This is a genomic window from Salinimicrobium sediminis, from assembly GCF_900215295.1.
GTDB classification, from domain to species: Bacteria; Bacteroidota; Bacteroidia; order Flavobacteriales; family Flavobacteriaceae; genus Salinimicrobium; species Salinimicrobium sediminis.
Genome location: NZ_OCMF01000006.1, coordinates 70,399 through 85,370, shown reverse-complemented (window position 1 = coordinate 85,370; position 14,972 = coordinate 70,399). Strand labels below are relative to the sequence as shown.

Below are 14,972 nucleotides of genomic sequence, written 5' to 3'. Positions count from 1 at the left end.
TTCAGCTTTTGATGGTATTGTTTTCTGATTTTTACCAGCTTGTAAAAGGTTCTAAAAATGACATTTTTGAGAGGTGTTGGAAGATGTCTTTATTTAGCAGCAAATTTTATCCGCAGTTTCATCTCTATAAATTTTCGACCGGTTCGTATTGCAGCTGAATTACCGAAACTTCTGCAGCGTTTAATTTCTGAAGCGCATTTTCATAATCCGCGGAAGTATTGATCACAACTCCGTTCCGGTGCTCCTTCAGGGTGGAGAAAAACTTTACCTCAAACCAGACCTTGTCCAGGATTTCCTGCTCTTTAGAAGTTATACCGGTGCTGCCGTTGATCATTGCGTCCATTTGTTTGCGGGCAATATTTTTAATGTTATCGGCCACATTACTGTCTGTTGGCAGGTTTCGGATTGCACCAATTACAAAAAAGATCTTTCCGTAGCCTACTTTTTCGATGTACTCATTTCCGTATTTCAGCTTGTACAAAGCTGGATCTTCATTATAAACCCCGGACAGGGAATCCCGTACCTTCCAATTGTCTGAAAAGGCTTCGAAACCGTCCTCGTATTTACCCCCACCGATCAAGACACCCTTTTCGGTCACGGGATACTGTTCAATGACCGACTGGTAGAGCTCGGTGCCGACAGCAAACCTGGTGGCAAAATAATTAGCCGGATTATAAAATTCATCGAATAAACGATAAGGGAACATGAATGATATTGGGTCGGCATCGTATTCCCAGGAAACTGACTGCGAAAAGGACTGATTAAGTTTGAAGTAGGAAGCTTCAGTAGCACCAAAAGGATTGGCGACAGGAACATGAGTATTTGTATAAATTCCGGCACCTACCTGCTCCCGGTAGGCATAGTTCTCATCAAGAACAGTTTCCCCGTTATTAATGATGGTCACATTACGGCTTCCCGCGGCTTTGTTGTAAGTGGTAGTGGCGGTGCTGCTGCCATCAGCCGCAGTAAATTCGACCGAACTCAACTCTCCGTCGGTATAGGTGTGTATGGCTGTACCTTTCTCGCTATATACTTTCTTGACTGAAGGAAGCCCGTTCTTGTATTCGGTTTCGAACCATAAGGATCCGTCAGGAAGGTAGTATTTTGACCAGAGCGGCTTATTATCTTCACTACGGCTCACTTCCATATACAGGTGGTGCTGCGGATAGCTGGCGTATACCTTAGCCGATTTAATAAAACCGTTCTCATAGTACTCGAACTCTTCGGTAGGATCTTCGGAAAGCTGATACCTGCCTTGCTTTATCCAGCCGTTCCCGTGTTGGTCAAGCAGCTCGAAATGTGGAGTAGATCCTATGGAGTAGTCTGTTTGCGGAACATTATCTTCTTTTTCGCAGGAAGAAAGAAGTATTGTAGCTGAAAGGAGCAGGTAGAGGAAGTAGTTTTTGAACACGATGTTGGTTATTAAAGTTGTCTGTTTTTTAATCTTGAATCCTGAATCCTGAATCCTGAATCCTGAATCTTGAATCCTGAATCCTGAATCTTGAATCTTGAATCTTGAATCTTGAATCCTGAATTTAAAATCCGGGAGTCAGCCTCTCTTTACGGTCTTGATATTTTTTTTGATGTAAAAGCTTAAATAATAGACCAGAAGTACAACGATCATAAGTTCATATCCCGTAGTTATTTCTGCATTTTTTCCCAGGAACAGAATTTCCATGAACAATTCCATGACTAGGACCAGAACCCCGACAATTACGGCAGAGGAAAGGGACCTGGATCTTAACCGGGAAATCCTTTCATTTTCATCTTTTTCTTTTGTGGAAACAAAAAGCAGCAGGCAGGAGAGGATTATGATCTTTAGGGTCCAGCTGAATTTAAAAGGATCAAGATTTAACAGCTCGGGATTTGATACATTAATGAACCAGATGCCCATAGCAAGCACAAAAATGCCTGTCGCAATCATTTTCCAGTAGTGGGGGAGTAGATTTACTTTCATTTGTTTTTTTAATTTGTTACGAAACAGAACATTTTAAGCTGCCTCCACGGCAGCGGTACTTTCCCCGGCAGTATTGATCCGTCGGAAAGAGGTAATTAAAGTGTAGAAGTAGTACACGCTCAACAGGGCGTAAAAGAAAAGTTGAGTGATCTCTTCCCAAACGGAATATTGGCCCGGCGGTATTACATAATGCTCTGCTATAAGGTTGATGATCGCCAGGATAAAAGCAAACAGAATCCCGATCACAAGTGTACGTATCGCGGCCACAAAGGAGAGGGAAATAAACCGCTTAAAGTAATCCCTGTTGTCTCCGCCTGTATTGATCTCATACGTTTTTTTTACTCCCCATATGACTGCTGCCAAACTTATAAATAAAAGAACCCATACCACCCACGTCGGGTCATCCCCTTTAGGAAGGTAGTCGGCCAGAGTTAAAAAGATGAGATGAACAAAGAGGTAATTGAAGGCGGTTTTATCAGAAAGCTTTCCGGTGATGAGCAGCCTTTCTAACTCTTTAATTTCGTACCAGATCATAATGCTGAAATTTATGGCGTAAGACAAACTTTTTGGCAAGAGTCTTTATTGTTTAGTAGGAATTTTCTCTTTTTCGTTACAGAAAAATGAATTTTTCTACGGATTGTGATTATTTCAATCTACGTCGACCGGATTTTTTTTGGTCTCAAACCTTATCGGACCCGGTTTTTCCTGCTCCTTTTAATTCAGATTTTAAATTTTCCAAAATCACGACATATTTTGTCGCCAACTCTTTGTTTCTTTACTTCATCAACCAGGAAAAACAATTATGAATATACTGTACCTGCATGGCTTAAAGAGCAAGTTAAGCGAGAGAAAACGTAAGATCCTTGAGGCATACGGAAATGTATTTGCACCCGATATTGATTATTCAGAGGAGCATGCCCGGCATCTAAATATTCTTAGAAAATATCCTCATACCGAATTTAATGTAGTAATAGGCAGCAGCATGGGCGCTCTAAACGCCTACATCATTTCCAACTGGATTGGTCGGCCGGCCCTTTTGTTCAATCCGCCTCTGGTAAAACTTCCCCGGAGTCTAATGCTTCCGGAGGAAAGATTCCTGAAGGCTGATTCTTCAAAACAAATACTACTGGGGGCAAAGGATGATGTGGTAGATCCCCGGGAAACCCTGGCTTTCCTTGGAAACCACCTTCAGCAGCATGAACTGGAGATCAAAGTAGATCCACTCCTTGGGCATCGAATACCGCCTGAGTTATTTAAAGAGCAGGTTGCACATTTCTTTTCTAAACTATGTTATTAATCACTATGTCTGTACGCCAAACCATAAAACGCCACTTTAAGATCATTTCCCTGCTAAGGACAAGACCCATGAGTTTTGAAGAATTGCAGGATGAAATGTCCAATGACCCCGATTCTATAGAAGAAAATCTGCTAAAATCTCAAAGGACGTTTCAGAGGGATCTTCAGGATATAGAATCCATCTACGGAATTACGATCACGTCTGATCGCAGTCACAACCGGTATTATATTAAAGAGGACTATGAAGACGATCATTCACAACGGCTAAGAGAGAATTTTGAGATTCTAAACGCCATTCGTCTCTCCAAAAGCTTCGGTAATAACCTCTTTTTTGAAAAGCGTAAATCTTTGGGAACGGAGCATATGGCCGGTCTGCTTCATGCCATTCAGAACCACCTCGCAGTAAGCTTTGATTATTTCAAGTTTTGGGATGAATCTGTGAGCAGTCGTACTGTAAAACCAATTGCCTTAAAAGAGGCCAGGAATCGTTGGTATTTAATTGCAGTGGATCAAGAGACGATCAAAAATTTCGCGCTGGACAGAATTAAAGAGCTAACGATCACCCCCTCCAAATTTACTCCTGTGCCATACAATGTGCATAAAGAATTTAAAGACAGTTTCGGGATCATCAATGGTACAGATGAAGAGCCGGTAAAAGTGGTGCTTTCCTTTACTCCCCGGGAAGGGCGTTATGTCGAATCCCTGCCGCTGCATCACAGTCAGGAACTGGTATTGAGGAATGAAAAAGAAATAAGGTTCAGCTATTTCATTCGGCCGACATACGATTTTAGAATGGAGCTGCTTTCCTATGGCGACCAGGTAAAGGTGCTGGAGCCGGCAGGCTTAAAGAAGGAGGTAAAAAAACAGTTACGGCAGGCGTTGAATAACTATCAATAAAATTTTTGCGCGTCATGCTTTGGCGCTGTCCGGTTTCAACTTTGGACCACAAAATAATAAGTAAATCCGCTTCGGGAACACCTTCTTCGGAATGTAGGGTGACGCAGAAGGAAGCCGGGGCGGAATTCTTTTGCCAATCGCTAAATCAACCATAAAGATCATGAACTACGGAAATAATACAGAACCTCAGTTTCTGCCCGATTTCAATCTGCAGCATGTAAACCACATGATGAACTTTTATCATGTACAGAAAATGTATCTCGGATATTTTGGAAAGGTGCCGAGTTATTACAGGTTTTACAACCGGGACATTGAAAGTTTTCATTTAAAATTCCCTGAGGAGTTTGGATCCTGTATCCTCGCAAGACATTTTAACCGGGATTATGATCAGAAGGAGGAAAAGGCTGATATTATCTATGTACTAAAACAGCAAATAATAGTAGAGCAGGAGCCCGATGAGGTGAGTGTATATTTTCAGGATGAAAATTCGGAACTGCTGCTCCAGCTCCTGGAATTCATTAAGGCCTTTAAAAAAGAAAAACCTGATAAAGCCAGTATTAACCTGATCATCATGCAACCTCACGGGCTGGACAATAAAAAGATAGATTTTGCAAAACCCGATCTGGATCTTTCAAGAAGTTATAACGATGACTTTAAGGTCTTTCACCATAAAATGCTGAAGATACTACAGGAGGAAAATAAAAGCGGACTTCATTTGCTCTATGGAAAACCGGGGACAGGAAAGAGTACCTACATCAGGCACCTGTGCGGACTTGTGAAAAAAGAGATCGTGTTCCTGCCGGGGCAGATGGCGCAGAACCTGGACAATATTGCCATGACCAGATATTTGATGGATAATGCCAACTGCATCCTGGTCATTGAGGATGCCGAAGAGCTCATCGTTTCCCGGGACCAGCAAAGAAACTCAAACCTGGCCATGATCCTGAATATCACCGACGGCATCCTGGGTGAATCCCTTGGAATACAGATTATCGCAACCTTTAATACCGATGTTCAAAATATTGATCCGGCACTAAAACGAAAAGGTCGGTTAAAATCTGCTTACGAATTTAAGTCCCTGTCTCCGGAAAAAGCTAATGCTTTGCTCAGGGAGCAGCAGACCGACTACTATACCAATAACGAAATGACTTTGGCCGAGATATATAACATTAGTGAAGAGGAGCAGTATAAGAGTCCGACGAGGAAGGCGGTTGGGTTTAGGTAAAGGCTTTGGAAGTTAGATTTTCGAAGTTAGAAGTACGAATCTCCTTACGGTAACTTCCGGATTCCATACGTTTTCTAATTCATCCTCTTTTAGTTTAACAGAAAATTTAGATTTGAAGGAAAAGTAATACAACCCTAAATCAATGCCGAACCTTTAGTAGGCTTTAATTCAAATCTATGGCGACTTACAAATGTAGAACTTGTGGCATAACAAAAAATGACACCCTAATTTCTCAAATGGCCGTTCTGGGAAGATGCAGACCGGCAAATTCTACTGCTTCACTTTCTCATCATTCGTGGACGAAAATTTCCAATAACAACTAGCCCCAAATCTTAGACATGAATCTTGACGAATTAACTTTAGGAGAAAATAGGGCGATGCTGCCCCAAATTATTGATGAGATCCGGGAGGTCGCCATTCGATTAGGCGATGCCAATGAGTACCTTACCAGACGAGACCTTGTGAAGGAATTAAATTCAACGATCTCCGGATTAAGCCTTACCGATGGGTTGATATTAAATTCGCTGGTGAAGGAAACTTACCTACAGACAACTGATCCGGTGATCCAAACAGCAGTTTCTGAATGCTTTCGAGATAATACCTCGGGCACACTTGTGTATGATCCGCACAATATTACCGATGTCAGTTTAAGCCTCACCTGCTCGGGTGAGGTAGCGGCAAACTTCAATGACTTCAATGAAATCACCAAAATCCTCGACAGGAAAGTGGAAGAATTAGGTGTAACCGATGCCATTGCGGAAATTACCGAAATGAAGAACACCATAGAAACGTATGTTCCCGAACAGAATTTCTCCCTTACCGGAAAAACCATGGTAAAAGACAATGTCACTTACGGAGAAAAAATACTTGAAGGCTACGGAAATCTGGTGGATTATTATAACTGGGCTAAATGTCAGAACCAACAGGTAATTGAAGATTTCAAGTTCCTGAGGGGGGAACTCGGCCGATTCAGAAGAGACGTGACCGAGTTACTTTTCGATGTAATTGGGGAAGACAAGAAGGAGACCCGCCCGGAATTGTTTGATTTCTCTCAGGTTGAGTTTATCGAAACCGATAGGATACTAAGAGAAATCGATCTGGAATACGAAAAACTGAACGAGAGTTTCGAGGTTTTCCAAAACGCATATGAATCCAGCATGATTAATATAAAGCATGCTGGACAGAAACACGCAGAAAATGCTCTAAACCGGTATTCCAAAACGGTTAAAAGGAAAGGCTATGCTTCCAGAGCAGATGTAAAAGGACAGGTAGCCACTGCAGCTTTAGGATTCGCTTTTGACGCTGCCCTGGAAATAATGGAAACCAGAAAGAATGCTGAACAAACAGTGGCTGCCATTAAACGCGATGTGGAAAAAATGAAACTGGGCCTTAAGGATGACGCTCAGAAAATAACGATTGATCTGGTGCGACTGCAGAAAATATATAACCGACTGAAGCACACCCTTATTCCGGAGGCCAAGAAATTCATCACCCAGGCAAACCTCATTTACAATGTCCCCATAAAAGATGCGTATTCTCAGTTGGTGCAAGGCGGAAATATTGATGAATTGAGCAAAGATAACAGGAAGCTCGTACTGGAAGAAAAACAAATTCATCTGGAGATTGAGGACAAGAATGAAGGGTTGCAGGTTTGTGGAGATGAAATATCCAGGTATAGAGAGCTAATTGCCGAAATTCAGGAGGAATACGATTTTGTAAATGCTATTAAACCGGACTTTCCCCGGGAAATTCAAATTAAACTTTCCTTTGGACTGGCAACAGGTATTTACAAAAAGCATCTGGCTAAATGGAACAAGATCACCGAGCCAATAAGATCAACTTATGCGTTCTATGTCGATTGCATAAAACAAGAAGAAGAAACTATAGAAAAATTCCATCAGCTTGTTCGTGAGCTGCAAAACCGACTAGGGGAAATTAAAAGGATAAGGAAAGACAACAAAGCCAAAATAGAGGCTCAGGGTATTAAGATCCATAATTTTGATGGTCAGTTGGAGGCCCTGGAAAATAACATCCGAAAAATCTCCGAAGCTTCAAAGAATTTAATGGGCAGGGGAATCGAGAGAGATCTTGTAAAGGTGCAGGGGCAGGCAGACCGAAATGAAAGTCTGCTTTCCAAGGGCATAGAAGGAGTTTCGGTCGCCAACATTCCGGACGCTTCCAATGTAGCCGATTCTTATCTGAACAGGCAAGAGTATAGAATGCAGCTGAAGATCGAGCTCCTAAAATATACTGAACTCGCTTTCACGGGAGAACTTATCAGCGGTTTGGTCGGGGAGGATAAAGAGCGCATCATAGCAGAACAATATATGAAAGTAAGAAACCATCTTTCGTCTAAAATATCTCAGCATTCAAAACTTGATGACTCGCAGGCAGAAAGATTGGTCGATCTTGGCTCGGGAATATTTCTCAGTATCCTTAAAACTCAGCAAATAAAAGCCGAAACAAATTTCCTGATGGAAATCAATATGAAGCTGGACCAGGAATTTATGGTGAAGTTTGAAAGAGCGGTAGCTGACATGAAAATGAGTCTTGAAAAAGACAGGCATGACACCCAAACAGTCGGTACTGCTTTAAATGAAGCCACAACGGCCGATGACCTGTTGAAAGCTTCCAGAATTATAGATAACCAAAACCTCTAACAACTCTAAACAATAGTATGAATATTAAAATTTTAAAAGAAGAATCCAGAGACCTAAAGGTTGCATATTTGTTATATTTTGTTCTTCAGGCCCCTTTTGCCTATGTGGGTCTCTGGGGGTACCAGCTCTTATACTGGATGGTTACCTATTCACTATATCTTTCCATATTCACCCTCTTTGGTGGGGGTGATACAGAGTTGGATTTCCTGCAGGGATTGGGAGTATTCTTAGCGGCAGTAGTACTTTCAGTCTGGCCGGTATATATGTTCTTTGCCCTTCCCAATCTGGTAAAGAAAGAGAACTTAAGGCTCTACGGAATAATGAAACACATTAAATAAAGGGGGATGACAGCACTAATAATTATCGGAATAATATTAGGTATACTCTTTTTTTTATGGCTTGGCTATTACCTATGGTCTACAGCCCGTGAAAAATATGATCATAATATTTTTGGGATAGGAGTAATAATAAGAGGGGTTGCTTCCCTGTTTTGTTTGACTTTTGCTGTTATGCTCAATACCGGAGATGGATCTCTTGTAGTCTGGTTAATCGTTGCCACTATACTGTGGGTTTGGACATTTTTTGCAACCTGGACCAGGAGTAGTTTTTTCATCGCTTTGTTTTCCCTGATCTATCAATTGTTCGCTGTTTTTTTCGTGTTAAAGGCTATTGACAGCATTAAGAGGAGGCTAGGCTAATAGAAGATTAAAGCTCGACTACCTCCCTAAAATACTCCCAGATCATCACCATCGCCAGGGTATCCAGCTCGCAATATTTCAGCAGCGACTGCTTGATCGCCAGGCGCTCTTCCTCGGGCATGTCAGTGTATTGTAGTTTGCCATAGGCGGTAAGGGCAGCACCGCCATCAGCTATATTTTCCATTCCTGAAACTGTGGCATCCAGTTGTTCTTCAGTCCAGTCGGCGAAAAGAGGCGGGAGCATCTTGTACGGACTCAGCGCCTTGCCATTCTCCACCTGTAACCATACATGTTCGGGATCAAAATTCATGGAGCTCAGGCCGATTGCCTGCAGTGGCTGGGAATATTTCTGTTGCAGGTATTTGGAAGAATTCAGTACTGCCGGCAGGACGGCTTTGATGGAATTGGAACCGCCCATGTGCGGATCGTAATAGTAATCCATTACCACCACACGCAGGTCGATCATGTCTCTTTCCCCGCGCCATTCCTCAGAGCTGTTACTTGTGGAGTGGCTGATAGACTTGATGAATTCCATCAGCTCCTCTTTGTCGGGTTCCTTGCTCTCCTTTAACTGCTGAAAAATGGCATTCAGGATGGTATTTTCATGAGCGGCATACTTAAAGATGCTGCCGTTGTTCTTTCCCAGTGCTTTCTTTAGCTCCCGCACGAACTGAAAGTTTGGAAAGTTCCCCGGTTCAAAGTCGATGTATTCGCTTTCGTGTTTTATGTTTCCGGCTTCGTCTAGGGTATGATGGGAAAACTGAAAAGCCACCTGCTCATAGGGCCGCCGACCTTTATTAAAGGGTAGGGCAGTGGCACTGGTCTCAAAGTCGATGAAATTAAGCGGGAATTTCCAGTTGCTCATTTCCTGTCTAAGCTCTTCCTTTAAAATATAGGGTTCGCTGTCACCGGTCCTGGTTTTCTCGACCTGTATCCACTGCCGCTCTGAAGCAGAGATCTTTCCGGCTTCAGGTCTTACCCTAATATCATCTTCATCAAGATCATCAAGAAAGATCTTTCCCTCTTCAAAAAGCCTGTTACCCCACCTGAAGTTCCATATCCCAAAGATATTCGCTCTGGCAAATTCTTTTTCCGTCCATCCCTGCTGACTTCCCCAGCATTCCCTGAAACCGGACTTCTTGCCTGCCACCAGTTCCTCCTCTGTGGCTGTAAATTCACAAGCTTTACAGTTGGAGAAAGAGACAGGAGAGTTGAAAAGTTTGTCGGCTGCATAGTGTTTTGAAAAGACCTCAATGCTTTGTTCCAGATTTAGATTCTCGTAGCACAGATGCTTCCCGGCTTCTATTTCGTCCAGAATGGTATCAATATTTATTTTGCCTAGAACGCTGCCGCCGATCTCCTCCAGGCTATTAACTTTTTTAGTAATTCCGGTGCGGTTACCTGCTGTTTTACTAATCCTAAATAGTTGATTAAGCCCCTCAACAGGTGACTCCTTGGATTTATCGGCCAGCATGAGGTAAGATTTGACCTTCCACTCAGGATGACATTTTTGGATCACATACCGCTGAAAAGCAACATCAAACAAATAAGGCTTCCATCCGCTGATTAATCCTCCCCGCTTTCCTACAAAAAGATTCTCATCTTCCGGATCAAATGACTTGGCCTTCACCTCGATCAGCTGAACCTCATTCCCCTTCTTCACAAGAATATCCGTACGGATGAACAGGTTCTCATATTTAAAAGCCGCCTCAAAGATCACCACGTTCTCCCGTTGCAGCAGTTCCTCTATCTGTTCCGCCAGCAGGTCGTAATTCCAGTCGTTGTTCTCAATTAAAACTCCATCAGGATAATGCAACCGCGCCAGTTCCTCCACCTGGAATCCGCCCTGTGCCAAAGCTTCCAAAAAGGGATCTTCCAGCTTGCTGTTCGCGTACTCCTCCTTTTTTGTATAGAAGAGCTTGTTTGGGCATTCCATCGCTTGCTTAAAACGGGATTTGGTGAGAAGGCGTTGTGACATGACTTTTGATTTGGTAACTAATATACAGAGAGGAGGCGACAATAACTGTCGCCACTTATTGTGCGACGTATATTGAATATTGTATGTTATATAGTGGGATAAATTTCAATCTCTCATTTGGATGATCATGCCCTCAGGTTGCATCCAATCAGAAAAAGATCCATCCTCTTTAACTATTCTGTATTTGCAACAGCTGCCGTCAAACCAATATTTAAAAACCACTTCCCCCTTGCTCTTCAAAACTCCCTGCTGTGGTGTTTGTTTTATCCGGATCCTCCAATTTTGGCATGTGCCGGGCAGGTTGAACAGCAGATACTCAGGATATATCCCGGTTCTCTCGAATTCGCGCATGCCGCCCTGTATGTGGGTGACCTCCAATTTCACTTTAAAATCTTTTCTTTATTGATCATGAAATTAAAGAGACTCTATCTTCTTCCAAGACTTCTTTTAGCTTCTTTACAAAGTACTCTCGATTTTCATTTGAAATATTTCTGTTATATCCTAGAATATGGGACTGATTAGGTTCGTCAAAGAAATAACCGAAATCTTTGTCGTTCCAAACTTTCTCCTCATAACATTCCTCAACAATAAAGTCGAACACAGTTTTACCTTCCAGTATAATTACTTTAGGTTTTAAAATATTAATTAGCTGGATTGAAAACTCAGCACTTTTGCTAAAATATTCCTTACTGCGATTTACATCCTTAAGCACTTTTTCCAAGTCTGTCCTATTCAAAGTGGCCAGATGAAAAAAGTTTGTTTTTACAGCTCTTTCTAAAAAGACTTCTTTAATTCTATGATCATCCCACCCGGCCTTGTGGAAAAATCTGATGGTTTTTTCTGCTAAATGGTAACCATTTTTATAATCTTCTCGATAATCTTCATTGTATACATCGAGATAGGAAATCCGGGAGGTTTCGAAAATTTTTCTTCCATAGTCTTCATTTCCTCTTCCCGGATTTATGCCGATAAAAAGAATATCCGGATGTTCAATTAATTTTCCGTCGACGACTTCAAAGCCGTAGTACAAATTTTTATGGTTAGATTTCTCATCGAGCACTGTTTTTAGAGCGGAATTATATTTCTCGACCTCTTGTTTCCACTGGAGTAAATCTTTCATGATATTTTTTATGATGATTTAATTATTATTGAGGCCAAAAGAATTTGTGCCTAATTTATTTTTGAAAAGCCTTTCTTTTTTGATTGCTTCATCTGCAGTTACCGTACGGGGTAAAAGCATTAGAATTGAAAACTGAAAATATCTTGCATAACTTGGATCGAGATTGATTTGCTCTTTTAGGGTTTTGTTGTTGCCATGACCATTGGTTCCAATATAATTAGCCCATCGCCCCCAAATCCCGTCTTCACCGTAAGCGGAGCCTATATATAACTTTCCTGAAAAGGTGTCGCTAATAAGATAGATTCCCTTTGTGATGGATAACATTCTTTTCCAGTCACTGTATTGATTGTTGACTATTTCTTTCAGTTCATGAAAATCGAGGATAAAATCTGAATAGTCGGTAAACTGCTTGTAATGAAGGCCAGGCTGAATTTCAATTACTTCCATCTCATTTTTGATCCACTGGTTCCAGCTTATAGCGGTTTTCCAGTTAATGATGACCCGTTCAACGAGATCTTCAAAACCCTGCACCCGTGCCATGTTGTAACGATATTCATCTTCTTGAATTTTTTCTTCATCCAAAACCTTAAATACGCCAATGAATCGGGAACGGTGACCTTCTTCTCCAATGAAGGAAACGATGTAATCAACTTTGTGAAAAACATTCTTAGACTGGCTATTCTGATAGTCGAGAAACCTATCGTAGTTAGTTCTATAGAGATTATACAGATCCTGCCTTTTGTCTTTATGGCGTACCAACTTTATTTTTGCAGTTTTCTCTAAACCGCGGTTAAATAATAATTCCTGAATCGTAATCATTTCAGTATTTAAATATATGATTGGTGTTCTAGCTCCTGTCGGTCATGAATAGAATTCTGTCTGAATTCATAAAATCTATATTCTAATATTCCAGAATTGATTTTACAGTTGTTGTTTAGACTGGGTCATAAATTGTAAATGTGCTTATGCAGTTTTATCGACGGTGAGAAATTGTAGCCGGCTTTTTTTGTAGGGGTAGTAAATCTAAATATTTTCTTAAAGCTTTGAAAGAGGTTTTCCGTAAAAGGGAGTTTTTTCTTCAGATGCTTTCATCTTCCAGTTCCTCCTCCGTAATCCCATTCAAATCCGCCAACGTTTTCATTACATCCTCCAGCTCATCAAAGAGCCCCAATAATAGCTGCAGGTTTTGATCTTTACTGTCGCGGAACATCTCCACGTCAAACTTAAAGCTGTCACCGGGTTGAAATACTTCATTGATTTCTGCAAATTCGCCGGTCATGCCCATGTTTATAATCCGCTCCATTATTTCTTCATGGGCATCTAGTAAGGCGCGGTAGGTGAGGATGATTTTATTCCGATAGCTCGTGCTCATTATAAAGAATTTGAAGTTTTACTCTTATTTTTTATTTCTTGTTCTTTTTCCATTGATGAAAAAGAACCAAAAAATCTAGGCTTACGAAACCCTGCCTAAATTTATCGTTCACCGCCTAAATTTTAGGAACTCGCGGGAGACCTCGGAGTAAAAAGAAAAACTCATTCCGCTCAAACAGCCTAAAATTTTACGTCAGCTTCACTTCAAATTTTACGGCAAACTTTCGTAGGCCCGGAAAAACCGTTCATTATTCCTTTAAGAAACTTAAGCGGCTTAAAATTTTCCGGCTCCCTCCGACACTTCGGGATAGGGGGGTGGTAAAAACGTAAAATTTTCTACCTCCAATTCCGCATGGCAAAAGTCTTGGCTCTTGATTCTTTTTAATCCTGAACTCATAACTCTTAACTTATAACTAAACCTCTAAATTAGCAAAACACCAATCTACCTCTCCCAGGTCAATTGTATTGTTCGTTTTCATCTCCAGGATACTACCAAACGAATTGGGAACTGAAACATTCAGACACAGCTCATACCCTCCAAAAACACCTTCTGAAAGATGTGTTCTGCTGTAATACTTGATCTCTTCCTGTATGTGCAGATACTGCTCTTCGGTTAGGGTGATCTCCAGTTTTCTCATTTTTTAAACCTTTTGTAGTACGAAAATAGGAGGAGAGGACGACAAAAGATGACGCGTCCGGAAATGTTATGGATATTGAAAATGTCCCCCTCCACCAAAAGTTGTGATTCCATACAAGCCTACAGTCATTAAATTTGACTATACTGTCCGCTTCGGAAAATATAACATCCGAATAAAAAGTTCACGATGAAATACATAATGACAATAGAGGAAGTCCGGACGGTCGATGAGATCAAAGAATTCTGGACGAATGAGGACTATGTTCAATTGCTGGAAAAGTTTGATTATCCCGATGCGGACGATACCGGAAGCGAGAGCTTACGGGAACTACTGTTTATGGCAATAACCGACTTTGAACCTTCTGAAGCTGCAGGGATTGTGCTGAGATACAAACTAGGGAATAAATTGACTGAAGGACAAATTGACCAGATCTCCAATGATATGTTACTGGATAAGGTATGTGAGGAATACCCCGAGATGGAACTGCAGGCTCCGTTATTCCATATCAACCAGTTACTTTTTAAGGCATACAACGGCAAATTTCCCAGCTCCAGCGCAACAATTATTAAATGCCTGATTACTTTTCAGGATGAGCCGGAAAAGAACCTTAATAAGGAAATGATCTTAAGAATATTAAACGATGGGTTGTCTGACAGGAATATCGTAAAAAGATTATTTGAAGAACAAATGAAGGGTAATATGGAATTTCCGGAAGCAGAACACATTATCTGGGACTTGCAAAATCCTGAAAAGGACAAATATATAATTACTACTTCCGGGAATTTGATTAAAAAGGAGGAAATAATTTCTTCTGAATGGGAAGGGGAATTAACGGTTTCTGAACTAGCTTCATAGAAATCGGGTTTAATAGTTCCCAACCCCTCGCGTGTTCCCGATACAAATTTTTCTCGCTGTAATGCTCGAAAAGTTCACCTGCCTGCCTGTTGGCAGGCTCGGAATGACGAGGGTTTACTACTCCATCTTTTTAAAAAAACAAGATAGTCCTGAACAGGTGGCTACGGGAAACCGTAAGGCTTACGAAGCAAATTGGTTTAACTTTAACCATTATTTTTCTATTTTTAAGACCTCTTAATAAAGACAAAAATCCCAAAAGAAACAGGAGAAGCTAACT

15 protein-coding genes are annotated in these 14,972 nt (G+C 41.2%); 7 read left to right on the top strand and 8 right to left on the bottom strand.

What is annotated here, in order from left to right; translation table 11 throughout:
• Positions 1 to 124: 124 nt before the first annotated feature.
• From CRO16_RS15895 to CRO16_RS15885, 3 genes are all read right to left on the bottom strand, one after another.
• Complete coding sequence (locus CRO16_RS15895) at positions 125 to 1,411, bottom strand: hypothetical protein (protein ID WP_097057396.1); 1,287 nt, start codon at positions 1,409 to 1,411, stop codon at positions 125 to 127.
• A gap of 138 nt (positions 1,412 to 1,549) precedes the next feature.
• Positions 1,550 to 1,957 carry a hypothetical protein gene (locus CRO16_RS15890; protein WP_143544568.1) on the bottom strand — a complete coding sequence of 136 codons (408 nt, stop codon included), beginning with the start codon at positions 1,955 to 1,957 and terminating at the stop codon, positions 1,550 to 1,552.
• 33 nt (positions 1,958 to 1,990) lie between these two features.
• Positions 1,991 to 2,491 (bottom strand): hypothetical protein, encoded by a 501-nt coding sequence (locus CRO16_RS15885; RefSeq protein WP_097057394.1) that lies wholly within the window; start codon positions 2,489 to 2,491, stop codon positions 1,991 to 1,993.
• A 268-nt stretch (positions 2,492 to 2,759) separates the two neighbouring features.
• Here CRO16_RS15885 and CRO16_RS15875 point away from each other — a divergent pair, with 268 nt between their 5' ends.
• The 6 genes from CRO16_RS15875 (at position 2,760) to CRO16_RS15850 (ending at position 8,733) form a co-directional block, all read left to right on the top strand.
• Positions 2,760 to 3,254: a YqiA/YcfP family alpha/beta fold hydrolase gene (locus CRO16_RS15875; RefSeq protein WP_097057392.1), complete on the top strand. Its 495-nt coding sequence runs from the start codon at positions 2,760 to 2,762 to the stop codon at positions 3,252 to 3,254.
• A complete protein-coding gene (locus CRO16_RS15870) occupies positions 3,245 to 4,150 on the top strand; it encodes a helix-turn-helix transcriptional regulator (protein WP_245859095.1) in 906 nt (301 codons plus the stop codon). Before CRO16_RS15875 ends, CRO16_RS15870 begins: the two co-directional genes overlap by 10 nt.
• Before the next feature lie 160 nt (positions 4,151 to 4,310).
• Positions 4,311 to 5,375 (top strand): AAA family ATPase, encoded by a 1,065-nt coding sequence (locus CRO16_RS15865; RefSeq protein WP_097057390.1) that lies wholly within the window; start codon positions 4,311 to 4,313, stop codon positions 5,373 to 5,375.
• A gap of 338 nt (positions 5,376 to 5,713) precedes the next feature.
• On the top strand, positions 5,714 to 8,035 hold the full coding sequence (locus tag CRO16_RS15860; protein ID WP_097057389.1) for a hypothetical protein: 2,322 nt from the start codon (positions 5,714 to 5,716) through the stop codon (positions 8,033 to 8,035).
• 17 nt (positions 8,036 to 8,052) lie between these two features.
• On the top strand, positions 8,053 to 8,373 hold the full coding sequence (locus tag CRO16_RS15855) for a hypothetical protein (RefSeq protein WP_097057388.1): 321 nt from the start codon (positions 8,053 to 8,055) through the stop codon (positions 8,371 to 8,373).
• 6 nt (positions 8,374 to 8,379) lie between these two features.
• Entirely contained in the window at positions 8,380 to 8,733 is a 354-nt protein-coding gene (locus CRO16_RS15850) for a hypothetical protein (protein ID WP_097057387.1), read from the top strand.
• 7 nt (positions 8,734 to 8,740) lie between these two features.
• On the opposite strand, the gene CRO16_RS15845 is transcribed toward CRO16_RS15850, so the two are convergent.
• The 5 genes from CRO16_RS15845 to CRO16_RS15820 all read right to left on the bottom strand — a co-directional run bounded on the left by CRO16_RS15845 (position 8,741) and on the right by CRO16_RS15820 (position 13,840).
• Positions 8,741 to 10,711 carry a DUF2779 domain-containing protein gene (locus CRO16_RS15845; protein WP_097057386.1) on the bottom strand — a complete coding sequence of 657 codons (1,971 nt, stop codon included), beginning with the start codon at positions 10,709 to 10,711 and terminating at the stop codon, positions 8,741 to 8,743.
• A 406-nt stretch (positions 10,712 to 11,117) separates the two neighbouring features.
• The gene (locus tag CRO16_RS15835; protein ID WP_097057384.1) at positions 11,118 to 11,831 is read right to left on the bottom strand and encodes a uracil-DNA glycosylase family protein; all 714 of its coding nucleotides are present in this window, start codon (positions 11,829 to 11,831) and stop codon (positions 11,118 to 11,120) included.
• An 18-nt stretch (positions 11,832 to 11,849) separates the two neighbouring features.
• Complete coding sequence (locus CRO16_RS15830) at positions 11,850 to 12,650, bottom strand: GIY-YIG nuclease family protein (RefSeq protein WP_097057383.1); 801 nt, start codon at positions 12,648 to 12,650, stop codon at positions 11,850 to 11,852.
• 259 nt (positions 12,651 to 12,909) lie between these two features.
• Positions 12,910 to 13,203 carry a hypothetical protein gene (locus tag CRO16_RS15825; protein WP_097057382.1) on the bottom strand — a complete coding sequence of 98 codons (294 nt, stop codon included), beginning with the start codon at positions 13,201 to 13,203 and terminating at the stop codon, positions 12,910 to 12,912.
• A gap of 412 nt (positions 13,204 to 13,615) precedes the next feature.
• Complete coding sequence (locus tag CRO16_RS15820) at positions 13,616 to 13,840, bottom strand: hypothetical protein (RefSeq protein ID WP_097057381.1); 225 nt, start codon at positions 13,838 to 13,840, stop codon at positions 13,616 to 13,618.
• Positions 13,841 to 14,026: 186 nt separating this feature from the next.
• On the opposite strand from CRO16_RS15820, the gene CRO16_RS15815 reads away from it, so the two are divergent.
• Positions 14,027 to 14,695, top strand: a complete 669-nt coding sequence (locus CRO16_RS15815) for a hypothetical protein (protein WP_097057380.1) — start codon at positions 14,027 to 14,029, stop codon at positions 14,693 to 14,695.
• Positions 14,696 to 14,972: the final 277 nt, after the last annotated feature.

Bases quoted from the DNA above. Each gene is read 5' to 3' on its own strand.
- CRO16_RS15860 (WP_097057389.1), top strand. From the start codon at position 5,714: ATGAATCTTGACGAATTAACTTTAGGAGAAAATAGGGCGATGCTGCCC.
- CRO16_RS15830 (WP_097057383.1), bottom strand. From the start codon at position 12,650: ATGATTACGATTCAGGAATTATTATTTAACCGCGGTTTAGAGAAAACT.
- CRO16_RS15885 (WP_097057394.1), bottom strand. From the start codon at position 2,491: ATGATCTGGTACGAAATTAAAGAGTTAGAAAGGCTGCTCATCACCGGA.
- CRO16_RS15890 (WP_143544568.1), bottom strand. From the start codon at position 1,957: ATGAAAGTAAATCTACTCCCCCACTACTGGAAAATGATTGCGACAGGC.
- CRO16_RS15825 (WP_097057382.1), bottom strand. From the start codon at position 13,203: ATGAGCACGAGCTATCGGAATAAAATCATCCTCACCTACCGCGCCTTA.
- CRO16_RS15845 (WP_097057386.1), bottom strand. From the start codon at position 10,711: ATGTCACAACGCCTTCTCACCAAATCCCGTTTTAAGCAAGCGATGGAA.
- CRO16_RS15865 (WP_097057390.1), top strand. From the start codon at position 4,311: ATGAACTACGGAAATAATACAGAACCTCAGTTTCTGCCCGATTTCAAT.
- CRO16_RS15875 (WP_097057392.1), top strand. From the start codon at position 2,760: ATGAATATACTGTACCTGCATGGCTTAAAGAGCAAGTTAAGCGAGAGA.
- CRO16_RS15820 (WP_097057381.1), bottom strand. From the start codon at position 13,840: ATGAGAAAACTGGAGATCACCCTAACCGAAGAGCAGTATCTGCACATA.
- CRO16_RS15850 (WP_097057387.1), top strand. From the start codon at position 8,380: ATGACAGCACTAATAATTATCGGAATAATATTAGGTATACTCTTTTTT.
- CRO16_RS15855 (WP_097057388.1), top strand. From the start codon at position 8,053: ATGAATATTAAAATTTTAAAAGAAGAATCCAGAGACCTAAAGGTTGCA.
- CRO16_RS15815 (WP_097057380.1), top strand. From the start codon at position 14,027: ATGAAATACATAATGACAATAGAGGAAGTCCGGACGGTCGATGAGATC.
- CRO16_RS15835 (WP_097057384.1), bottom strand. From the start codon at position 11,831: ATGAAAGATTTACTCCAGTGGAAACAAGAGGTCGAGAAATATAATTCC.
- CRO16_RS15870 (WP_245859095.1), top strand. From the start codon at position 3,245: ATGTTATTAATCACTATGTCTGTACGCCAAACCATAAAACGCCACTTT.